Raw genomic sequence first — 21,207 nt, 5'->3', positions numbered from 1 at the left:
CAGCGGTGGAAAAGATGATGATACAAATAACATCAGGCAAAGGCCCGGCAGAATGCTGCCGGGTTGTAGCCTGTGTGCAAAGTCTGATGATGAAACAGGCCAAACAGCAAGGCATCAAACTGGAAGTGCTGGAAAACAAACCGGGCGAGCAGAACGGCACCCTGCTATCGGCCACTATGATGGCCGGCGGTGAAAATCTGGGCGCATTTATTGCCGAGTGGGCGGGAACGGTACAATGGATAGCGCAAAGCCCGTATCGCAGGTTTCATAAACGCAAGAACTGGTTTGTGGGCGTAGCCGCTTTTGATATTAAACAAATGCCGCAGTGGAACCCAAAAGATGTTAAGCTGGAAACCTGCCGCTCATCAGGCCCGGGCGGACAAAACGTAAACAAGGTAGAAACCGCCGTACGTGGCACCCACCAGCCATCAGGTTTGCAGGTTATGGCTATGGACAGCCGCTCGCAACTCGAAAACAAAAAGCTATGCCTTGCACGCCTCGAAGCCAAAGTAATGGTTTGGCAAACCGAGCAGCTTATGCAACAACAGCAGCACCAATGGCAACAGCATAACCAGCTGCTACGTGGTAACCCGGTAAAAACTATAAAAGCGGAGTTAGTTTAATAAAAATGATGACCGTTCAACATCCGATAAATATGGGGTGTTGGGCGGTTTTTTTATTGATAGAACTTTAATTCCTCAAAACCTATTCATCACCTCAATAACCCTCATCACTTCATCTTTGGTGTGGGCGTATGAGCAGGGTAGGCTGAGGGTTGTGGCGTGTATCTCCTCGGCTATGGGGTATTGCTGGCCGGTAAATAGATCGGCTAATGCTTTTTGCTGATGGGGTGGTACGGGGTAATGTATCTCGGTACCAATTTCATGCTTTAATAAATAGGCCTTTAGTGCTTCGCGTTTGGGGTGACGTATGTTGTATATGTGGTAAACATGCACCTCGTTTTGGGCAGTGGCAAGGGGTTTTATAAAATCATCCTTTAAATACTGATGATATAAAGCAGCAAGTTCTGCTTTTTTAGCGTTGATGCTGTGTAAGTGTTTAAGCTTAATGTTCAGGAACGCGGCCTGCATTTCATCCAAACGGGAATTTACGCCCACCACATCGTTATAGTATTTAGTGTCTGAGCCATAATTGCGCACCCGCCTGATACTGCTGTTCAACTGCTCATCATTAGTAAGCAAAGCCCCGGCATCGCCCAGGGCACCCAAATTTTTGGTAGGGTAAAAGCTGAACGCGCCAAACTCGCCGTACGTACCTGCCATTTTACCTTTAAGGCTTGCCCCGTGTGCCTGTGCGCAATCCTCAATAAGCAATAAGTTATACTTGGTTTTAATGGGCATCAGGGCATCCATATCGCAGCATTTGCCATACAGGTGCACTATCATCAAGGCTTTGGTTTTAGGCGTGATGGCCTGCTCAACCCTTACCGGGTCAATATTATAAGTATTAATATCAGGTTCAACCAAAACCGGCACCAGGCCATTGTTCATGATGGCCAAAATGGTGGCTATGTAGGTGTTTGATGGTACGATTACCTCGCTGCCCGCTTCCAGATCAAACACTTTGAGGGCAAGGGTTAAGGCATCAAGTCCGTTGGCTACGCCGGTGCAATAGGCGGCGTTGTTCCAGGCTGCAAAGTTCTGTTCAAATAATTCGAGTTGTTTGCCCATAATGTACCAGCCGCTGGCTATCACATCGTTAAACGCGTTACCCAGCTCTTGGGTAAAAGGCTCGTTTACTTTAAGCAGATCTTCGTACTTTATCATGATGTTGTAGCGTACGGATCAAAGATATAATCGTGCGGATCAAAGCGTGTCGACGCTAATACCAGCAATATGGCATCGCTGCTAAAATTGGTCATTACATGCCAGTCCTCAGGTTCCAGTATCAGGCATTTTGATGGCGAATCCATCTCGAACTCCTCGGTTTTATGCCCGTCGTGATTGCGAATGGTACAGCTGCCCTTTATACAAATAGCTGCCTGCCTTGTAGTATGGTGGCGGTGCCCGCCGCGCGAAGAATTATCAACGCCGTAAATATAAAATAAACGCTTTATGGGGAAGGGGATCACCTCATCAAGTACGGAGAGGCTTCCGCGGTCGTCAGTAAAAGTATCAACATGTAGTAGATGTGCCATAGGTATTTGTGGTGGATGTTACAGCTTATCGAGCTTATCAATTATATCGATATCAACACTCGTGCTAAATTTACGTGCAAATAACGCATCTGACTGCATTATCTTATCAAAATCGTTCACAGTAAGTGTTTTTGGGTGCGCTCCGCCCTTTGACCAATCAATATATCTGTAATCATCATTCACCAAAGCCTCGCGAAACGGCGAATCCATCAGTATGGTCTGGAAAACGAATTCATCGCTACCCCAGGTATATTTCAGGAATTTTTGGAGTTCCGGGCTGCCCTCAACACGCTCAACTACATACATGGCACAATCGGCACTCAGCATCCAAAACATGGCCTTGCCCCACATGGTCAGGTTTTGCGGTAAGTGGCGGCGTGGCCTGCGTAATAAATTGATCAGCCACTCTAACCTGTACTTACCCTTAAACTTAAAATTAACAAAATGATAGCGGCTAACGCGGCTCTGGCCTTCGGTCCAGGTGGTTTCGGCATTTTGGTAGCGTATAAATTGCTTGCCTGTGTTGTTCTTGAAAAAATCAACCATATACTCAACCGGCTTAACGGCGTAATCCTGCCCGCTTAAAAAGTTGATAAAATCGTACTTAATACCTGTTTCAACAATTTCGCGCACGCAATTAAACGTAGCCTTAATGGTATTATAGCCCGCCCAGCGCACATCTTCCCTGTTTTTTATCAGGTAAACGTTAGGCAAGTCGGCCAAATGCAGGTACGACTCAATGCTGAATTTAAGATCTACGTGTATGTAAAAATCAAAATCAGGATGAGCGATCTTCTTGATCAACCGCTCAGTAAGTAACGGATCAGTATATGTTAAAATTAAATGGGCAACACGCATTTTTCGTCAATTATTGCAATTATAGCAATCATAAATTATACAATTATTCAGCCATACAGGGGTGTAAACCCATGTAAAAAGACCTTGATATTGTATTTAAGTATCTGATAGTGAATTCTTTGATTGTTTAACTATTGATTTAAATATTACTCAAACGTGAGGTTGTTTCTAATTTCTTTCTAATAAAACAACCTTAAGCTATACGAAACTTTAAAATTTGGGGTAAAATGCCCCGCTTATTGGGAAAGTAATACCTCAATACTTAAAACTTTTATGTGTAATGCGATGCGTGAATGTGTATGCAAAGTACTGTGACGATAGTTAGCATATGTTATAAACGGTGTTTTTACATAAATCGTTTTAACACGTACCCTATCTGAGTTTTAACAACTGCGTCATTGTGAGGAACGAAGCAATCTCTTTAAGACATTCTTCAAGCAAATCGCTCGGGGATTGCTTCGTACCTCACAATGACGCGTTTTTTTAATACCTAATAACTTTGTCATTTCGACGTAGGAGAAATCTGTACACGTTGATATCAAAGCGATAGATTATTACTCGTACAACCCCTCCTAAATCCTCCCCGATGGAGAGGACTTCCAACAAACTTAAATATAAAAAAGAGCGTCGGCCTGGCAGAAAACCGGGCCAGGGAGTATGGCCTGTGGGAGGAAGGTTTTTTCTGCCTTGATGTTTGGTTACTTTGCATCTAAGGTAAAGTAACTGGGCTCTGCGCCCAAGAGCAGGCTGACGATAATTAAAGCACAACCTTTGGTTTAAAGCTGAATCCTCTCGTAAAAGCAGAGCATCTTCATTACCTATCCTCAACTTCTTTTGTGCAGACAAAAGAAGCAAAAACTGCCGGCTACGCCCTACCCGGTGAAAGGGTGTGCGTGGGCAAGGCTTGTGCTACTCCGGGCATTTCTGATGCCGGTAGGATTGGTTATTTGTGGTTACAGCTTTTAAGGGTAATACTAATTGGGCAGGGAGGGATTTATTATTTACTTCAACTTCGGCAAACCAGCCCACCAGTTCTGCAACTTAATCTTTAGGTTTTTAGTAACATCAGCTTCCTTTTCAGCAAGATTACTTGTTTCGTTACGATCTGTATTGATGTTGTAGAGCTGTACATCGCTGCCGTCGCTGTTCATGATCAGTTTCCATTTTCCGGATCGTACGGCCAGGTTTGGGCTTTTATCCCGGCCTGCCGGATACCTGAACGCTATATTATTGCGTCCGTACTCCCAGTACATTTCCTTTGCTCGGGCTGATGGTTTACCCAATAGTGCCGAACTCCGGTCAACGCCATCGCCCGCGTAGTTTTTAGGTAGATGAACGCCTGCTATCTTCGCTAAGGATGGCAGCATGTCGATAGCGTCTATCATTGATGAGGTATCGATAGTGGCGGCGGGTATGTGCCCCGGCCATCCAATTATAAAGGGCATGCGTGTACCGCCCTCATATAACGATAGTTTTGAGCCGCGCATGCCACCTGCCCGGCTGCCTCTAAAGCTGGGTAGCGGGCCATTGTCGCTGGTGAAAATAATAATGGTGTTCTTATCCATCCGCATTTGCTTCAGGCCATCCATCAATCGGCCTATTTGTGCATCATATTCCTTAAGTACCAGTTTAAAGGCATCTTCCTCCTCGGGATTCATGGGGTATTTGCCGGTGTATTCCGTTTCTTTTCGGGGAACCCAGGGCGTGTGCACATCATCGGGCCAAAGGTTTATAAAGCAGGGCTGCCCTTTGTGCCGGCTCAAAAAATCGAGCGTTTTATCGACGAAGTATTTGGTACGATCCCAGCGTTTTATGCTGTCCTTGTCAGACCATATCCAGTTAGTGGCCGTTATCAGCGGGTCAGGATCCGGACTTTCATAGGTGCTGGCATGCTCGTCATAGCCATATTGCTCAAATCCCGGCGCGTTCTTTACATCACGCCCACCGCCAAGGTGCCACTTACCAAAATGACCGGTAGCATAGCCCACATCCTTAAAAAAGCGGGCAATTGATGGCGCTGCCGGGTCAAGAAAGTCGGCCTGCTCAGCATTGCGGTTATGTTTTTTATTGTCCAGATAAGTTGAAAAGTTCCACCTGCCCGGGTACATACCCGTAATTAAGCCCGCCCGCGATGGCGAACAAATTGGCGCCGCGCTGTAGTATTGTGTGAACATGCGGCCCTGTTTGGCCAGCCTGTCGATATTAGGTGTTGGCACAAACCTGCCGCCAAAACAGCCGATATCGCTATAGCCCATATCATCGGTTAAAATGAAGATGATGTTCGGTCGCTCCGGCGCTTTGTTATCAGCAACATCGCGCCAGCTGATAATAGCAGCTAAAACAGATGTTGTTAGTACGATGGCAAGCGCAAGCTTAATAGGTGTGGTGTAAAACCTCATAATGCTTTTAATTGGTAGGTAATACCAAATTAGCATTTTATACAGCTAAGCTGTTAATGTATAAAGAAAATGATACAATCACCCTAATTTAATGTACGGTACTCGTTAGGGGTTTGCCCGGTTTGCTGCTTAAAGAATCGGGTAAAATGCTGCGGATATTTAAAGCCAAGCTGATAGGCTATTTCGCTTACTGAACGTTGGGTATCAAATATCTTCTCCTTGGCCACATCCATTATTTTAAGGTGGATGTAATCATTTGCCGATCGGCCGGTTTCTTTTTTGATGAGATCGCCAAAATAATTGGCAGATAGATTAAGTTCAGCAGCGCACCACGCAACAGATGGTAAGCCCTCTGTTTGCGGCTTGTCTGAGCTAAAGTAATTGTTAAGCAAGTCCTCAAAACGTTCAAGTAAACCTTTGTGTACATTATCTCGGGTGATGAACTGCCTGTCGTAAAAACGACGGCAATAGTTCAACAACAACTCGATGTTTGATGTTATGAGCGTGCGGCTGTGCTTATCAATAGTCTGTTCCAATTCGTAACGTATCTTGGCAAAGCAATCTAACAATAGTTGCTTTTCTTTTTCGGATACATGCAAGGCCTCATCCGCATCGTACGAAAAGAATGAATATTCCTGTATCATTTTCCCCAGCGGGGTACCCTTTATCAGTTCGGGATGAAAGGATAGCGTCCAACCTTTGGCTCAGATAAACCGGGTTTACGCTTAACGCCCAACACCTGTCCCGGTGCTATGAACACCAGCGTGCCTTCCTGGTAGTCGTACAGTTTACGCCCGTAACGCAGTTCGCCGCATTTAAGCTCCTTGAAAAATATGGAATACAGGCCAAAATTATACGTCCCCTCGGGTAAGGAATTGGCATTGGCCATATTGAATACCGATACCAGCGGGTGCAGGGTTTCAATGCCCCTTATCTGGTTATACTGGGCTATGCTGTCAAGTTGTACTATATCGGGCATGGTATTTTACTGTTGGTGTTAAACAAATTTAGTTATTACAATGTGGTAGTATATATGCCGAAGGTCATATCAGTAAATTTGGTAGTATAAACAGTAATGCGTATACAGTTTAGTAGTAGCAACGTGCCTAAGTTTGCATCATAAATTTACCAAAAATGAAAAAGAGAATTTTAGGAAATAGCGGATTAGAAGTATCAGCCCTTGGCTTGGGTTGTATGGGCTTAAGTTTTGCTTACGGCCAGGCGTTAGAAACAGAACAGGGTATAAAACTATTGCGTGATGCCTATGATGCCGGCGTTACTTTTTTTGATACCGCCGAGGCTTACGGCCCTTACACTAACGAGGAATTGCTGGGCGAAGCCTTAGCGCCATTTAGAGATAAAGTGATTATAGCTACCAAATTCGGTTTTAAGGATGGCAGGCCAAATACCGGCCTTGATAGCCGCCCCGAAAACATCAGGAGCGTTGCAGAGGCTTCACTAAAGCGTTTAAAGACCGACTATATCGACCTGTTCTACCAGCATCGTGTTGACCCGAATGTACCTATTGAGGACGTAGCCGGTACTATAAATGACCTGATAGCTGAGGGTAAGATCAGGCATTGGGGCATGTCAGAAGCTAATGTGGAGAGCATTACCAGGGCACATGCCGTGCAACCTGTGGCTGCCCTGCAAAGCGAATATTCACTTTGGTGGAGAGAACCGGAGGCGGAGATATTGCCAACCCTCGAAAAATTGGGTATTGGTTTCGTGCCATTCAGTCCGCTGGGCAGAGGCTTTTTAACCGGAGCCATAACTGCCGATACTAAGTTTGAAAGTGGTGATTTCCGCACCACATTACCACGCTTTACTGAGGAAAACCTTAAGGCCAACCAGGCATTGGTTGAGGTACTGAAAGGTATCGCGCAGGAGCTTAATGCCACCACCGCGCAAATTGCCCTGGGCTGGCTGTTGGCTCAAAAGCCGTGGATAGTGCCCATTCCCGGTACCACCAAGTTAAGCCGTTTGCAGGAGAATATTGGCGCGACTGAGATAGAACTATCTGCCGATGCATTGAGCAAGATAGAAAGCGCTATCGCCAATATTGATTTGCAAGGGGCACGTTATCCTGAGCATCTGCAAAAGCATGTGAGCAAGTAATGGCATAAGCTATTAGCTTAGGAAACGGCGTATATACAGTAGCTTTAAAATGTATGTACGTCGTTTTTTTGTATAGTATTTTGTCTGCCTGTATTTGAAATTACACAATCGTTATCCTTAATGGCTAACCGGCAATTAATCATTTAAATAGCTATTGCTTTTATGTTGGTTTTTTTATAGGATTGTAACACCAAACCCTGTTACGTTATGCCTAAATTATTATCGCGTTTTATTGTTGTGGCTGTCTGCTTGTCAGTAGCTACACTAATGGCTTTTGTTAAAATTGATGATGCTCCGCTCGACAAAATTACATCGGCCCTGGCGGAGTGGAAGGCCAATATCCCGCAGGAGAAAATTTATTTACATACCGATAAACCCTACTACGCCATAGGCGATACACTATATTTTAAAGCTTACATTACAGCAGGCGCAAAACACATGCTGTCGGCAGTTAGCGGCGCGGTATATGTTGATTTGATCAACGAGCGTAATCAGGTCGAAAAAAGTGTTAAGCTGCCTGTTATTAATGGGCTTAGCAGCGGTACTATCGCGCTTGAGGATGGTCTGGCTGATGGCAATTACCGTTTAAGGGCTTATACCGAGTGGATGCGTAATGCCGGCGATGATTTCTTTTTCGACCATACTTTGGCGGTAGTGAAGGTGCATCCCGAAGTTGCCGCCAACATCAGATATCAGTATGAACAGCACGATGGTAAGCCGGTGGTTTACGCCCTATTAACCTACACCAATGAGGGCGGACAGCCAATAGCAGGTAAAGATGTAAAATGCGACATTAAAAACGGTAGCAAGATTGCCGTAAAGCGTTTAGAAACTGATGCTAATGGCCAGGTGAAAATACAACTTAGCCCCGAGCAGGTAGCCAATTACAAACAAACCTACATACAAACCACCATGGAAATGCCCGCTAAGCGCGAAGTGCTTAAGGTTTTTGCTTTAAAACCGGGGTTGGTACAAAGCGATATGCAGTTTTTTCCTGAAGGTGGAGTAATGGTTAACGGTTTTGTTGCGCGTGTTGCTTTCAAGGCGGTATCACCCGATGGCAAAGGCACTGATGTTAAAGGCGTGGTGCTGGATGATATTAATCAGGAAGTTGTAGCATTTGAAAGCTCACATTTGGGTATGGGGACTTTTAACTTTATGCCGCAAACGGGTAAAAAGTATACCGCAAAAGTAAATTATACCGATGGCTCAGCAGCCACGATACCCTTGCCTGCCGCGGTTGATAATGGCTATGCCCTCGCTATACATAATTTACCCGGCGATAGTGTGCTGGTACGTATCTATACTTCGGCTGCGCAATTGCAGCAGGGGGCAACGGTATCCTTAGTGGCGCACAATGGGGGTGATATTGGCTTTGCCGCAACTATTAAACCCACCAAACCCATGACATCTGTTTGGGTTGAAAAAAAGCCGCTTGTAACCGGTATTGCACATTTTTCACTGTTTGATCAAAACAGCGAACCTTTGAACGAACGCATTTGCTTTATAAACAAGAACGACCAGATGGTGCTGGAAATTCGCCCTGAAAAAAGTGTCTACCAAACCCGCGAAAAGGTTAACATAAACATTGATGCCCTGCAAACTGATGGTAAGCCTGTTATTGGTAGTTTTTCGATCACCACGGTTAACGAGAGCATGTTGCCTGAACAGGAGGATAATGAAAATAGCATACAATCACAGTTGTTACTTACCGCCGATTTGAAAGGGTATGTTGAAAAGCCGGGGTATTATTTTAACAGTAAAAATGCCGAAGCTGCCCGGCATCTGGATAACCTGATGATGACGCAGGGTTACCGCCGTTTTGTGTGGAAAGAATTGTTAAGCGGCAAGCCGGTAACTCCGCAATTCAAGGCCGAAAAGCTGGCCACAGTAATATCGGGCAAATTACTTACGCTGGGTGGTAAGCCTGTGGCGGGGGGCAATGTGCTGCTGTTTTCGCCCGCTATGCCCTTAACTGATACCACTACCGATGCCGACGGCCGTTTCACTTTTAATGTAGTGATACCCGAATCAATAAAGTTTAACGTACAGGGCAAAACTGCCAAGGGCAGCACCAATGTGCAAATTGTATTAGATAAAACTACAACGCCCGGCACAGGCCTGAATAAAAACCAGCCCGACCTTTTTACCAACGTATACAAGAATGCAGAAACCTTTGTAAACAAGCGCAAGGCCGAAGATCAAAAGTACGGTACTTTAACACAAGGCAGGGAACTTGATGAAGTAAAGATCAAAGCCAAGCAGATAAACAGGGTAGGAGCATTGGGGGGGTACAGTATTCCTGAAGCTGCCGCCGACCAGGTTTTCATACCCGATTCAACCAAAGTTTGTGGCGCGTTATGGATATGTTTGATGGGCGAGTTGCGTGGCGTAACCTTTTCTCAAAACGGTACATTGCCTAACTGGCCGCATTCAAGAATGGCTGATAAACTTGCACCCATGATAGTAGTAGTTGACGGATCGCGGATAGATTCATTAGAGGCAAGCGACCTTTTAAATGGAAATGGTATGGCCATAACGGATATTCAAAAGATACAGGTGGTACGTACAAGCATGGCTCAAATATCTATGTTGGGTGCACCGGCTATAGTTATACAAACTAAAAGAGGGTTTACCCGAAAATCATACACCCCATCACAAGTATTGACAACGCCACGCGGCTATGCCCGGGTTAAAGAGTTTTACTCGCCACGATATGATGTGAAGAATGATCCCAATGTTCCCGACCTTCGCTCAACCATATACTGGAACCCCGATATACGTACCAATAAATTAGGTAAAGCCACAGCCAGCTATTTTAATGCCGATGGCAGCGGGCGCTACAAAGTTACGGTTGAAGGTATTGGCGCATCGGGTGTGCTTGGCCGCAGCGTATTTTACTATAATGTGGAATAGGTTGGCTACAACTCTTTCCTAAAACAAATACTATCCGGCAAATCAACGTATGGGCCGTAAGGTGGTATTTGGGTATAGCCTGCTTTGCAGTACAGGGCTAATGCTTCGGTTTGTTTGCTGCCGGTTTCGAGTACGGTTTGTTTAAAGCCAAGCTCTGTGGCCCATTTTTCCAATTCGGTAAGTACTTTGCTACTAATGCCTTGCCCACGTGCCGGGGCACGAACGAACATGCGTTTTATCTCCACGGCATCAGCATCGTAAGGTTTAAAGCAACCGCATCCTGCCGGTTCATTATTTATATGGGCAATTACCACGGTATCAACATACTCTATGATGTTATGCTGATCGTAAATATCCATTACGCTGCCATTACGTTCCCGCAGGTCTTTATCCAGTTCGGCTATCAGGGTTCTGAATTCAGGGTCGGTACTGTTGGTGCGTTTCAGGGTGATGGTATCCATGCAGTAAAAGTAAAAATGTACGCCACAACATCACCCATAAATTAAAAAATATCAAAACAAGGCTCTATATGGTCTGTACCACTCACCACTCACCACTCACCACTCACCACTCACCACTCACCACTCACCACTCACCACTCACCACTCACCACTCACCACTCACCACTCACCACTCACCACTCACCACCTAACCACCTAACCCTCCGCTTTCTCAAGCGACTGGATGAATTGGTCGAGGTTCATACCCTTATCAAGCTTTAATTTTTGTTTTAGGCGATAACGTGCCATGCGGATGCTCTTGGGCTCAACACCTAAGCGGTTGGCCACTTCCTTGTTATCCAGCCGCATTAATATGTAGGCGCAATATTTCAAATCGAGGCGGGTAAGCGTGTTATCGGCACGCTCCTGCAAGCTGCTGAAAAAACCAGGGTGTATGTTGCTGAATGCCTGTTGCTGCTCATCCAGGTTCTTATCCATCCGCAGGTTTTGGTTGATTATCCGACCGATCTGCCGTGCCACAGTAGGCGAGTCGGCGGTGCGGGCTTTTTCTTTCAGCACTTCCAGTATAGCGTTCTTTTCCTCTATCTTGAGTGTTCCGGCTAACAGCTCTTTTTCGAGCCATTCGGTACGATCCTGCAAAAGTTCCTGCTGCGCTTGCAGTTTGGCGCTTTCCTCGTTACGCAGATTGGCCTGTAGTTCGGCTTCCTGCTTTTCGAGGGTGAGGCGCTGAGCTTCGGCCTGTTGTAGTTTGGCTAACAGCTCAGCTTCCTCCTTTTCCTGTTCGGTTAGCTGCTTTTGTTTTAGCGAAGCCTTTAGTCTGAAATGGTACGAGCTAAGCAACAATGCCAGCGATATGATACCTACCGAGCCAATAAGCACATACAGCCAGTTTAGCCGCCGGTTATAATCGGCACGTTCACGCAGGCGAATGATCTCGTTCTCCTTTTGTGTGGATTGATAATCCTCTTCCAACTGCTGTGTTATGGTCAGCTTTTGCGCGTCGAACACCTTGGCATAGTAAGCGGTGTATTGCTTATAATAGGTGAGGGCTTTGCTGATGTCGCCGCTCTTTTCGGCTACGTTGGCCAGCCCCAACATCATGCGCGAGCGGGTAATATCAACCCCCGATGATGAACCGGCAAGCTCAGCGATGCCGGTTTGCAGATATTGTTCGGCCTGTTTAAAATTACGTTCGCGCAGGGCGTACTCGCTTAATATGCCGTAGCAATTGGCTATCACCTCCTTGCTTTTGGTACGCCTGCCAATTTCAAGGGCCAGGTTAATATATTTTATGGCGCTATCGCGATACGAGAGCGGGAAGTATTTAAAATAACTGTTCGCCATATTCAGCGCCGTTACAGCGGCATTGCTTTGTATCAATATTTTGTCGCGGTTACGCTCATAATTGGTCGCGGCCAGGCGGTAATAGTTTAACGATGTGTTCAGTAATTTCCGTTTGGTAGTATCACGCTCGAAAGCTGAGAAATAGCTGTGCGCCATGGTCATGTAGCCCAGCTGTATATCATCCGGGTAGCCGCTGCGTTGCGCATCATTGTAGCAGGCCTGCGCGTATTTATGGTGCTTAAGTGTATCGCTACCGTAAGCGTATATGCTGGCAATGTAATGGTTAATAAGCACCCGGTAGCTTACCGACCGGCGATCCTCTGCCTGTTCTATCAGTTTTTCGGCCTGCAAAAATCCCGACATGGCCTTTTCATCATTACCCTCAACGTAATCAAACCAGCCTTTGCGCATCCATCCAAAAGCCGCCAATGCGTGGTTATTGGTTTTATTGGCGTAACGTACCGCGCTGTCAATATAGCTCGATGCTCGCTTTTTTATTCCCTTTTGTACCAGCAAATGCGCCATAGTGGCGTAGCAAAAGGCACGTGCGCCGTTATCGTTATTTTTTTTGGCTAACAGTATGGCTTGCTCGCTTTGCTTAATGGCGCGGTCAATATCCTTTTCAAAACCGGCACGGGCCAGCTCGGCCATTACTACGGGTTTGTGTTTATCGTCAGCAGCCTGTAAGGCACGCTGTAACGAATCAATAATGAGCGATTGCGCGGCTACAGGTAGTTTATGGCCCATCAGCATAAAAAATGCGGCTGCGGCCAGTAGTTTTTTATAAGGCATAAAGGTAAATATATCATACACAGCGCATTACTGTATCGGTTAACGCCGTGTTTTGCAATGATAACTATTGTAACACAAATACTTAGCAATTTGTTGTAGATGATTTGTAGACGCTTTTGCTTTTTGCTGTAGACACCCTGTAGGCTCCTATTATTTGGTGTGGGATGATGGCGGTCATAATTTTGCTTCCATCATTTAACTTAAAAAAACAAATATCATGACTAACAAAAGCATGGCCATTGTGGCTTACATCACCATCATAGGATGGGTGATCTCGTATCTGGAGTACAAAAAGCGTGCTGACAAAAGCGCATTGGTAAACTACCATTTAGGCCAGTCATTGGGCTTAATTATTTTGTCGTTTGTGTTGGGTATAGTTATATCAGTACTGGTTGCCGTAGTGCCATCATTGTATTTTATATCGCTGGCTGTTACATTAATATCATTAATACTGCTGTTATTGGGTATTGTTACCGCCAATAACGAAGCCATAAAACCACTGCCGGTTGTAGGCAAGCTGTTTGAAGGCAAATTCGATTTTACAAAATAACCTGAATACTTGTTGCTTGAGAGGGGGCTACTGTAGGGGCGGCCTCCTCTCTAATTTCTGTTTAAGTGAAACATAAAGTCCTTAACGGTTATGAAGTTTACAACCAAGTATTTTTTAATAATAAGCCTGCTGCTATCAGGGCTGCTTGCCGCCTGCAACTCAAAGGATACCTATACGGTAGCGCCGTTTAAGCTGCCCAAGGTTCCGCTTATATTTAAGTTGAGCAAGGGCTACATCAAGCCCGATATGCAGGATACCATTTACCGGCTCGATAGCCTGGGCCAGCGTATACACATCAGCATACGTATGCTTGATAAAAAGGCCGCCAAACTGTGGCGGGTTGATACACTGCACTTCAGGTTCAAGAATATGCTAAACATGTGGGATTTTCAGAAACGGGGTTACTACTGGCTGTTTCAGGATCTTACCTTGTCCAGCAGTCGTAAATACGATAACGACGGCATGGAGCAGGAGGTATATGAAAGGGTTAACGAGTACTTTATGTTTAACCCCGTAAGGCAACCCGAACGCGGGCAAACCTATCCCGGTATTGATTATACCATTATGGATGAGTACTGGGCCGCCCTCGGCGCTGATGCCGTAGGTATTTCAAACCCAACCGATGGCGACCTGTTTGTGCTGGCTCACCCCATAAAACAAAAGGTGCGCGGTGCTGATCAATATCAAAAAATAAACTATACCGATAGCGTGCCCGTGCCTTTTTATACTGATAAGGTTGATTCAACAAAAATGATATGCCTGCGTGTAAGTATTATGCCGTTGAATGAGCCTTGATAACAAATACACTGCTCCGTCAGTTTAATACCTTACATCTGCCCATGTTATTAGGATCAACACAAACCAACACCGCTACCAATACCGATGAGGTATTGATAACACATTTACTAACCCAGGGCCGCTACGCCGAAGCTTATGCCTTGCTTAAGCGCGCCCCAACCAATGAGGCATCAACATGGTATAACCTTGCCCTGTGCTGCTATTGGTTAAACAACTACCGCCAAACAATTATGTGTCTTGATCATGCTCAGGCGCAGCTACCCGTGACCAACAATCGCGGAGTGCAGCATACTGATGAGTTGCACAAGGCATTATCTGATAAACAAAACCAAACCAATGATCATTTGCAAAGCATCAGCAAAAAGTATGTGGCCCAGTTTACCGGCGAGGTGCATGATGCCATTGTGCGGCTAAAAACCGATTGCTGGCTTTTATTGGGCGAGTATGCCCGGGTAATTGAACTGGCATCGCCCATAGCATACAAAAACTACCGTAATGTTAACGATGCTTTGCAGATAGCCAAAAACAAATTAAACCATGACAAATGAATTCAACACGATAAGGGATGCTTATCATAAAAATATGTTCGCCTCGGCGGCAGATGCTATTGACGTAACCGGCCTGTATAAAGCACTGCCCGATGTTACCATAGTGAACGAGCAGGAGGAAGGCTTATACCATTTGGCCGCCCGTTTTACTGATGCAGAGGGTATCAAATTCCTGAAAGAAGCCGGATTAAGACCCTCCCCCGATAAATATGGCAACACGGCACTGCACGCGCTGGTAACTACCAAGTTTGATCTTAATAACCCTGAACTCGATACTAAAGCCGATAAGATATACCAAACCGCGCAGCAACTATTGGAGCTGGGCATCAACCCTAAAAAGAAGAACGACAGCGGCAAGCTGGCTTACTTTGAGGCGGGGTTGTTATACATGTTCCCTTTTATTAATGCCATGGGCGATGCCGGTGTAAAGATGGATGCTACCGATGGCGAGGGCAAAAACCTGCTGCATGTTATTTGCGAAAAGCTGGTTCACCGCAAAACTATTCCCGGCGCTATTGAGGCCGCTACACAAACCGTGCGTGCCCTGCTCGAAAAAAGCGGGATCGACACAGAGGATAAAGATGTTTATGGTACCACACCGCTAACTTATGCCCAGCGCAGCGGTGTTAAAGAAATTGCCGCCCTGTTAGCTGGCGATGAAAGCGATACCGTAACCGGCGGCATGACACTGCACGAAGCCGTACTGAACCGTGATGTAGTTGCCGTTGAGGCATTGCTTAAAGCGGGAGCGGATGCCAATGAGGTATCTGACCAGTATCGCCGTACACCGTTAATGCTGGCCTGCGAATATCCGTCGCTGCCATTGGTAAAGGCCTTGACCGATGGTGGGGCCGATGTGAACTTTAAATCGGGCAGTGGCGAAACGGCGATGTATTGCCTGCTTACCAAGTCCATCGGCAATTTTGGCCGGGGCATGAGCCAGGACTTGAAGGATGTGGTGAAGATGCTCCGTGCATTAATCTCTCACGGTTTTGAGCTGGATGAAGCCGTAAATAACGATGGCGATACGGCTATCAACCTGGTATGCCAGGCCGGTTACCTGGCCGATTTGAATGCCGCGCTGGTGGAGGAACTGATAGATGCAGGTTGCGATATAAACAAACCAAACACCTGGGGCAAAACACCGTTAATGAGTTTCGCTACCAAGGGTAACGAAGAAAAGTACGGCATTGCCGAGCTGCTGCTTGATAATAATGCCGATACCACCTATACCGATAAGGCAGGCAAAACCGCCTTAATGTACGCCGCGGGCAATGCCGATAAAATGTCGGGCAAAAAGATGGTATCGCTGATAGTGGATCAGGATGCTTCGACGGTTGACCGCGTTGACAATGCCGGACAGACCGCTATGGATATTGCCGTACAAAATGATAACGAGCCGGTGGTAAAGCTGTTGCTTACCGCCATGGCATAAAAATATTTATACATCTACCTATGGATAACATGTTTTTAAACGCGTGCAAAAACGCGCAAAAAGGAATAGTTCAGGCCTTCCTGAAAAAAGGAGGCATCAACCTGGATAAGCGTGATGGCCTGGGCAATACGCCGCTTTATTACGTGAGCGCGAAAGGCGCTAAGGATATTGTTAAGATGCTGATTGATGCCGGTGCCGATGTTAACCAGGCCAACAACATTAGCGAAACGCACATGCACTGCGCCGCCCGTATTGGCAGCAAGGATATTATTAAGCAACTGACTGATGCCGGTGCTGATGTTAACGCGAGCAACAACAGCGGCCAAACCCCGCTGTTTTATGCCGTGCTGGGTATGAAAACCGAAACAGCCCTATACCTGATTGCATTGGGTGCCGATACCACAGTGAAGGATAATGCGGGCTACAACGTGCTTGACCATGCCACGGCTAATGGTATGCGCGATCTGATAGCCGATATATCATCAGGCACCCCGGGCCAAAAGGATGATCATGGTAACACGCCGCTGCACCAGGCGGTATACAACAACCAAAGCGAAACCGTAAGGGCGCTTTTATCTGCCGATGCATCAAACATTAATGATTTGAACAACGCCGGGGTTAGTACCCTGATCCTGGCGGTCAACAACTCGAACATGCACCTGGCCGAAATGCTGATTAAGCATGGCGCCAACGTAAACCTGAACGTGCTGAACGGTAACTCGGTACTGCATTACGCGGCGGGTATAGGCAATCATCATTTGGGTAAACTGCTTATTAACTCAGGCGCTGAGGTTAACGGCCGTAACAGTTTTAGCGAAACACCGCTGATTGTGGCTGCCCAATGCGGGTTTAATGATTTTACCGCCATGCTGATAGATAACGGCGCCAATGTTAACGCGGTTGATAATAACGGCGACAGCGCCATGCACTTTGTTACCGAACGTGGCTACACCGAAATTGTGGAGCAACTGCTAATGGCCGGTGCCGAAAATTAAGGCATCCTGATAGTTTAAAAATGAATAGCGCATACCACCGTATGCGCTATTTTGCTTAAATTCAAAATAAATACATTTGCCTTATGGATGGATCAATGATACCCCGCATGGAGCTGGAAAAGTTTGCGCACGATGAATACAAGGTGCCGCTGCTTAACCTGGAACATTATCCGCTTGATTCAAAATACTTTGTTATTCAAAACCGCGACAACTACCCGGTTAAGGATTATATATCGCCGCACCGCCGTAAGTTTTACAAGATCTTCCACATGACGGCCGGGACCGGCATCCTCACCATCGGTTTGCACCGTTACGAGATGGGGCCGAATGAGATAGCCTTTCTTCACCCGGACGAGATCATGTCATGGCAAACCACATCGGCAGAAACAGGTGGGCATTTTTGTTTGATACATCCGGCCTATTTTGAACGTGATGCCGACCATGTGCTGCACCTGTTGCGCCAGTACCCGTATTTTAAACCGGTTAACTGTGTTGTTCAGCTAACCGAAGCGCAATCCGCCAACATCAACAATTATTTTGAGGTGATGCTGAACGAGGAGCGGGGCAGTAATGAGGATAAAAAGCAGGCTATATTGCTGCAACTGCAAATGTTGTTGCTTGAAAGCCAGCGTGCCGGGCGCACACGCCCCGAAACACCGGTAACCGAGGGATACGGATATATTTATCGTTTTCTGTCCCTACTGGAATCGGCCTTTAGGGTACAGCAGCGCGATAGCATGGTGAAGCTAAAAACCGCCGCCGAGTTTGCTGATGAATTGCATGTGCACCCCAACTACCTCAACTCGCTGGTTAAAAACCATACCGGCAAAACCCTGCGCGAACATATACAGGACAGGCTGCTATACGAAGCCAAATCATTACTGGTACAAACCGACTGGGACATCAGCGAAATAAGCGACGGCCTCGGCTTTTCAGGCCAGGCAGCATTCACCTCATTTTTCAGGAAGAAGGCTAATCTGTCGCCATCGGTGTTTAGGAAAAGTACGCTGGCTCCCGCCAATATTTGAAACTCGCAAATATCCCTATGATCTGAATAAGTGCTTGCCGGGCCATTGTAGCCACCTTTGTGTCATACAATTAAATAATCATTGTCATGAAAACACAAAAAGTATGGTTCGTTACAGGAGCTTCAAAAGGTTTAGGTTTAACACTTGTAAAACGTTTGCTAAATGAGGGCTACAAGGTAGCCGCCACATCACGCGATGCCGCGGCGCTGAGCGAAGAAGTAGGCTACACCGGTGCCGATTTTTTACCCCTGCAAATGGATATCGCCAATAATGATAGCGTAGCCAAAACCATCGCGCAAATTATAGCCACTTTAGGCGGTATTGATGTTGTGGTAAACAATGCGGGCTACGGTCAGCTGGGTACATTGGAGGAATTGAGCGATGCCGAGGCCCGTCAAAATTTTGATGTTAACGTGTTCGGCTCGTTAAACGTTATCCGCAACGTAATGCCTCACTTCCGCGAGAAAAGGGCAGGCGCGTTCTTCAATATTTCATCTATCGCTGGCTTTTTGGGCACCTTCCCGGGATGGGGAGTTTATAATGCCACCAAATTTGCCGTGGCCGGTTTTACCGAGGCATTATCGGCAGAAGTAAAATCAATGGGTATCTCAGCCACTATTGTTTATCCGGGATATTTTAAAACCAACTTTCTGCTGCAAGGCTCGCTGCGTACCGCTGCCAACCCAATAGCTGATTACAAGGAAGCCCGCGATCTGGAAGTGATCCACAACGAGCAGATCATCGGTAACCAGCCCGGCGATCCTGAAAATGCCGCCGCTGCTTTTATCAAAGTAGCCGAAATGGAAGAACGCCCATTGCACCTGTTCCTGGGTTCTGATTCATTCGGTATGGCTAACAGCAAGATAGAGGCCGTTCAGCATGACCTGGCCGCTTTTGAAAGCATCAGCAAATCAACCGATTTTCAAAAGTAATAGTACCCCTGTAAACGACTGATAGAAAAGGCGGCAGATCATGATGGTCTGCCGCTTTTTTTATAACGTAGCGATGATTTATAGGCTAAGATAAGCCCCCGCCCTTGCCACAGCAGCCTGATCCAGCGATGGTAGGTGAGGTATGCGGCCGAGTAATTTTATACCGGTATAGTTCAGTATATAATCTTCGGAGTATTTGTCGGCATCGCCATTAAAAATGATGCCCTCGATAGCTATATCGTATTGTTTTAGCAACGATACCGATAGCAGCGTATGGTTAATACTGCCCAGGTAGTTTTGCGATACCAGTATAACTTTCGCCCCTAATTGTTTTATCAGGTCGACAATCAAATAATCGGCATTAAGCGGCACCATCAGCCCGCCTGCGCCTTCAATTACCAATTGGTTATCGGTTTGCGGCAATACGAATTTTTGCAGATCAATGGTGATACCATCCAATGCCGCCGATTTATGTGGCGAATATGGTTGGGTAAGTCGGTAAGTTTCCGGATGAAAGGTGGTTGTGGTGTTACCTATCATCGCCTTAACTTTCAAGGTGTCGCTCTGATCCAGATCGCCGGATTGTATAGGTTTCCAGTAATCGGCCTTCAGGTTTTCAACCACTATGGCCGATGTAATGGTTTTGCCGATGCCGGTGCCAATGCCGGTTATAAATATGGGTTGCTTATTGCTCATTCAGGTAGTGGTTAATGGTATCAGTAAGTAAGGTTATTTCGGCCGCGGTATTATAGGCATGCAGGCATATCCTGATGCGTTCGCTGCCCTGCTGCACGGTAGGGCTTAAAATCGGCCGAACATCAATACCCGCCTGTTGTAGCGCCGTGGCTATTTGCTTAGCCTTATCATTACTCTTTAAAACGATGCATTGTATGGCGCTATTGCTTTCAATAAGCGGATAGTCGGGATGTTTTATAATGTTACTTTTAAATTGGGCAATGTTATTTTTTAATGCGGAAATAGCCTCATCAGCCCCACCCAAAAACTGATATGCCGATTGAATGGATGCCACCTGATGAAAAGATGCCGCCGTAGTATAAATAAAAGATCGCGCGAAGTTGATGAGATAATTACGCAGATCATCGCTCCCTAAAACTATCGCTCCGTGGCAGCCCATTGCCTTGCCGAAGGTTATTACCCGCGCAAATACCCGATAATGCAAACCAAGCTGTTGCACCAGTCCGTTTTTGTATAAGCCGATGGCATGTGCTTCGTCAACTATAACGGCTGCCCCGTAGCTGTCGGCCAGATCAAGTATGGCTGCAAGGGGCGGGGCATCTCCATCCATGGAGTAGATACTTTCGATACCTATATATATGGTGCCTTTGGCGGCTTTTAGCTTATCCTCCAAACTTTGCAGATCGTTATGCTTAAAGGTATAGCGGTTAGCATTGCTCAGCCTTGCGCCATCAATAATGGAGGCGTGTGCGAGTTCATCTAAAATAATGGTATCGCCACGTTGCGGGAGGGAGGAGAACAGGCCGATATTAGCATCATATCCCGAATTAAACAATAATCCCGCCTCGCAATCATGATACGCGGCTATGCTTGCCTCCAACTGTTCAGTATAATTAAGGTTACCGGCTAACAAACGTGAACCTGCCGAACCATTATGACTTTCAGGATGTGCCGCGATCTCACCGGCTATCATTTGCTTTAACCGGGGCGATCGGGCAAAGCCCAGGTAGTCATTCGAGCAAAAATCGATCAGGCTGTTTTCTGGCTTCAGGGTGCGGTAGTTACCGGCCTGCTGCCTGTCTGCCAATCGATGCTTAATAATATCTGCTGCCCGTTTCAAATTGCCTATGTGTTTGGGCAAAAATAAAAAAAGCGGCAGATAGCCGCTTTCGTATTCTT

21 protein-coding genes are annotated in these 21,207 nt (G+C 46.3%); 11 read left to right on the top strand and 10 right to left on the bottom strand.

From position 1 onward, the window contains the following. Positions 1–14: 14 nt before the first annotated feature. Positions 15–623, top strand: coding sequence for a peptide chain release factor H (gene prfH / locus IM792_RS11845; protein ID WP_228085061.1), 609 nt, complete (start codon positions 15–17; stop codon positions 621–623). 75 nt (positions 624–698) lie between these two features. Here prfH and IM792_RS11840 read toward each other — a convergent pair whose 3' ends face one another. From IM792_RS11840 to IM792_RS21295, 6 genes are all read right to left on the bottom strand, one after another. Next, positions 699–1,787, bottom strand: a complete 1,089-nt coding sequence (locus IM792_RS11840; protein ID WP_194102079.1) for a DegT/DnrJ/EryC1/StrS family aminotransferase — start codon at positions 1,785–1,787, stop codon at positions 699–701. Then, the gene (locus IM792_RS11835; protein WP_194102078.1) at positions 1,784–2,158 is read right to left on the bottom strand and encodes an FdtA/QdtA family cupin domain-containing protein; all 375 of its coding nucleotides are present in this window, start codon (positions 2,156–2,158) and stop codon (positions 1,784–1,786) included. The genes IM792_RS11840 and IM792_RS11835 overlap by 4 nt, the downstream gene beginning before the upstream one ends. A gap of 18 nt (positions 2,159–2,176) precedes the next feature. Next, entirely contained in the window at positions 2,177–3,016 is an 840-nt protein-coding gene (locus IM792_RS11830) for a beta-1,6-N-acetylglucosaminyltransferase (protein WP_194102077.1), read from the bottom strand. A 1,001-nt stretch (positions 3,017–4,017) separates the two neighbouring features. Then, a complete protein-coding gene (locus IM792_RS11825) occupies positions 4,018–5,415 on the bottom strand; it encodes a sulfatase-like hydrolase/transferase (protein WP_194102076.1) in 1,398 nt (465 codons plus the stop codon). An 83-nt stretch (positions 5,416–5,498) separates the two neighbouring features. Then, on the bottom strand, positions 5,499–6,059 hold the full coding sequence (locus IM792_RS21300) for a response regulator transcription factor (protein ID WP_228085059.1): 561 nt from the start codon (positions 6,057–6,059) through the stop codon (positions 5,499–5,501). Positions 6,060–6,082: 23 nt separating this feature from the next. Continuing rightward, positions 6,083–6,394, bottom strand: a complete 312-nt coding sequence (locus IM792_RS21295; protein ID WP_228085057.1) for a hypothetical protein — start codon at positions 6,392–6,394, stop codon at positions 6,083–6,085. A gap of 155 nt (positions 6,395–6,549) precedes the next feature. On the opposite strand from IM792_RS21295, the gene IM792_RS11815 reads away from it, so the two are divergent. After that, positions 6,550–7,533 carry an aldo/keto reductase gene (locus IM792_RS11815; protein ID WP_194102074.1) on the top strand — a complete coding sequence of 328 codons (984 nt, stop codon included), beginning with the start codon at positions 6,550–6,552 and terminating at the stop codon, positions 7,531–7,533. Positions 7,534–7,740: 207 nt separating this feature from the next. Then, positions 7,741–10,449 carry a carboxypeptidase-like regulatory domain-containing protein gene (locus IM792_RS11810; protein ID WP_194102072.1) on the top strand — a complete coding sequence of 903 codons (2,709 nt, stop codon included), beginning with the start codon at positions 7,741–7,743 and terminating at the stop codon, positions 10,447–10,449. 5 nt (positions 10,450–10,454) lie between these two features. Here IM792_RS11810 and IM792_RS11805 read toward each other — a convergent pair whose 3' ends face one another. Beyond that, positions 10,455–10,910, bottom strand: a complete 456-nt coding sequence (locus IM792_RS11805) for a GNAT family N-acetyltransferase (RefSeq protein WP_194102071.1) — start codon at positions 10,908–10,910, stop codon at positions 10,455–10,457. Positions 10,911–10,978: 68 nt separating this feature from the next. Between IM792_RS11805 and IM792_RS21410 the strand changes: the two genes are divergently transcribed. Then, positions 10,979–11,101 carry a hypothetical protein gene (locus IM792_RS21410; protein ID WP_255521482.1) on the top strand — a complete coding sequence of 41 codons (123 nt, stop codon included), beginning with the start codon at positions 10,979–10,981 and terminating at the stop codon, positions 11,099–11,101. Positions 11,102–11,105: 4 nt separating this feature from the next. Here IM792_RS21410 and IM792_RS11800 read toward each other — a convergent pair whose 3' ends face one another. After that, positions 11,106–13,046: a LuxR family transcriptional regulator gene (locus IM792_RS11800; protein WP_194102070.1), complete on the bottom strand. Its 1,941-nt coding sequence runs from the start codon at positions 13,044–13,046 to the stop codon at positions 11,106–11,108. A 217-nt stretch (positions 13,047–13,263) separates the two neighbouring features. Here IM792_RS11800 and IM792_RS11795 point away from each other — a divergent pair, with 217 nt between their 5' ends. The 7 genes from IM792_RS11795 to IM792_RS11765 all read left to right on the top strand — a co-directional run bounded on the left by IM792_RS11795 (position 13,264) and on the right by IM792_RS11765 (position 19,332). Next, the gene (locus IM792_RS11795) at positions 13,264–13,596 is read left to right on the top strand and encodes a DUF4870 domain-containing protein (protein WP_194102069.1); all 333 of its coding nucleotides are present in this window, start codon (positions 13,264–13,266) and stop codon (positions 13,594–13,596) included. Positions 13,597–13,686: 90 nt separating this feature from the next. Further along, positions 13,687–14,391 (top strand): hypothetical protein, encoded by a 705-nt coding sequence (locus IM792_RS11790; RefSeq protein ID WP_194102068.1) that lies wholly within the window; start codon positions 13,687–13,689, stop codon positions 14,389–14,391. A 44-nt stretch (positions 14,392–14,435) separates the two neighbouring features. Further along, positions 14,436–14,942 (top strand): CDC27 family protein, encoded by a 507-nt coding sequence (locus IM792_RS11785; protein WP_194102067.1) that lies wholly within the window; start codon positions 14,436–14,438, stop codon positions 14,940–14,942. Further along, positions 14,932–16,377, top strand: a complete 1,446-nt coding sequence (locus IM792_RS11780) for an ankyrin repeat domain-containing protein (protein ID WP_194102066.1) — start codon at positions 14,932–14,934, stop codon at positions 16,375–16,377. The genes IM792_RS11785 and IM792_RS11780 overlap by 11 nt, the downstream gene beginning before the upstream one ends. Positions 16,378–16,397: 20 nt before the next feature. After that, on the top strand, positions 16,398–17,372 hold the full coding sequence (locus IM792_RS11775) for an ankyrin repeat domain-containing protein (protein ID WP_194102065.1): 975 nt from the start codon (positions 16,398–16,400) through the stop codon (positions 17,370–17,372). An 83-nt stretch (positions 17,373–17,455) separates the two neighbouring features. Continuing rightward, positions 17,456–18,400 carry an AraC family transcriptional regulator gene (locus IM792_RS11770; RefSeq protein WP_194102064.1) on the top strand — a complete coding sequence of 315 codons (945 nt, stop codon included), beginning with the start codon at positions 17,456–17,458 and terminating at the stop codon, positions 18,398–18,400. 86 nt (positions 18,401–18,486) lie between these two features. Beyond that, positions 18,487–19,332 carry an SDR family NAD(P)-dependent oxidoreductase gene (locus IM792_RS11765; RefSeq protein ID WP_194102063.1) on the top strand — a complete coding sequence of 282 codons (846 nt, stop codon included), beginning with the start codon at positions 18,487–18,489 and terminating at the stop codon, positions 19,330–19,332. 78 nt (positions 19,333–19,410) lie between these two features. On the opposite strand, the gene bioD is transcribed toward IM792_RS11765, so the two are convergent. Both bioD and IM792_RS11755 read right to left on the bottom strand, forming a co-directional pair. After that, the gene (bioD, locus tag IM792_RS11760; RefSeq protein ID WP_194102062.1) at positions 19,411–20,028 is read right to left on the bottom strand and encodes a dethiobiotin synthase; all 618 of its coding nucleotides are present in this window, start codon (positions 20,026–20,028) and stop codon (positions 19,411–19,413) included. After that, positions 20,018–21,148: an 8-amino-7-oxononanoate synthase gene (locus IM792_RS11755; protein WP_228085055.1), complete on the bottom strand. Its 1,131-nt coding sequence runs from the start codon at positions 21,146–21,148 to the stop codon at positions 20,018–20,020. Before IM792_RS11755 ends, bioD begins: the two co-directional genes overlap by 11 nt. Between the last annotated feature and the right edge of the window lie 59 nt (positions 21,149–21,207).

The sequence above is a fragment of the Mucilaginibacter sp. JRF genome, from assembly GCF_015223065.1.
In the GTDB taxonomy this organism is placed as follows: Bacteria; Bacteroidota; Bacteroidia; order Sphingobacteriales; family Sphingobacteriaceae; genus Mucilaginibacter.
Note: the sequence above shows the minus strand (reverse complement) of the source record. Positions and strands in the feature narration are given on the sequence as shown.

Excerpts from the sequence above, each read along its gene's own strand:
- IM792_RS11770 (WP_194102064.1), top strand. The coding sequence starts at position 17,456 with ATGGATGGATCAATGATACCCCGCATGGAGCTGGAAAAGTTTGCGCAC.
- IM792_RS11835 (WP_194102078.1), bottom strand. The coding sequence starts at position 2,158 with ATGGCACATCTACTACATGTTGATACTTTTACTGACGACCGCGGAAGC.
- prfH (WP_228085061.1), top strand. The coding sequence starts at position 15 with ATGATGATACAAATAACATCAGGCAAAGGCCCGGCAGAATGCTGCCGG.
- bioD (WP_194102062.1), bottom strand. The coding sequence starts at position 20,028 with ATGAGCAATAAGCAACCCATATTTATAACCGGCATTGGCACCGGCATC.
- IM792_RS21410 (WP_255521482.1), top strand. The coding sequence starts at position 10,979 with ATGGTCTGTACCACTCACCACTCACCACTCACCACTCACCACTCACCA.
- IM792_RS11795 (WP_194102069.1), top strand. The coding sequence starts at position 13,264 with ATGACTAACAAAAGCATGGCCATTGTGGCTTACATCACCATCATAGGA.
- IM792_RS11810 (WP_194102072.1), top strand. The coding sequence starts at position 7,741 with ATGCCTAAATTATTATCGCGTTTTATTGTTGTGGCTGTCTGCTTGTCA.
- IM792_RS21295 (WP_228085057.1), bottom strand. The coding sequence starts at position 6,394 with ATGCCCGATATAGTACAACTTGACAGCATAGCCCAGTATAACCAGATA.
- IM792_RS11830 (WP_194102077.1), bottom strand. The coding sequence starts at position 3,016 with ATGCGTGTTGCCCATTTAATTTTAACATATACTGATCCGTTACTTACT.
- IM792_RS11840 (WP_194102079.1), bottom strand. The coding sequence starts at position 1,787 with ATGATAAAGTACGAAGATCTGCTTAAAGTAAACGAGCCTTTTACCCAA.
- IM792_RS11780 (WP_194102066.1), top strand. The coding sequence starts at position 14,932 with ATGACAAATGAATTCAACACGATAAGGGATGCTTATCATAAAAATATG.
- IM792_RS11785 (WP_194102067.1), top strand. The coding sequence starts at position 14,436 with ATGTTATTAGGATCAACACAAACCAACACCGCTACCAATACCGATGAG.
- IM792_RS21300 (WP_228085059.1), bottom strand. The coding sequence starts at position 6,059 with ATGATACAGGAATATTCATTCTTTTCGTACGATGCGGATGAGGCCTTG.
- IM792_RS11790 (WP_194102068.1), top strand. The coding sequence starts at position 13,687 with ATGAAGTTTACAACCAAGTATTTTTTAATAATAAGCCTGCTGCTATCA.
- IM792_RS11775 (WP_194102065.1), top strand. The coding sequence starts at position 16,398 with ATGGATAACATGTTTTTAAACGCGTGCAAAAACGCGCAAAAAGGAATA.
- IM792_RS11815 (WP_194102074.1), top strand. The coding sequence starts at position 6,550 with ATGAAAAAGAGAATTTTAGGAAATAGCGGATTAGAAGTATCAGCCCTT.
- IM792_RS11805 (WP_194102071.1), bottom strand. The coding sequence starts at position 10,910 with ATGGATACCATCACCCTGAAACGCACCAACAGTACCGACCCTGAATTC.
- IM792_RS11825 (WP_194102076.1), bottom strand. The coding sequence starts at position 5,415 with ATGAGGTTTTACACCACACCTATTAAGCTTGCGCTTGCCATCGTACTA.
- IM792_RS11765 (WP_194102063.1), top strand. The coding sequence starts at position 18,487 with ATGAAAACACAAAAAGTATGGTTCGTTACAGGAGCTTCAAAAGGTTTA.
- IM792_RS11800 (WP_194102070.1), bottom strand. The coding sequence starts at position 13,046 with ATGCCTTATAAAAAACTACTGGCCGCAGCCGCATTTTTTATGCTGATG.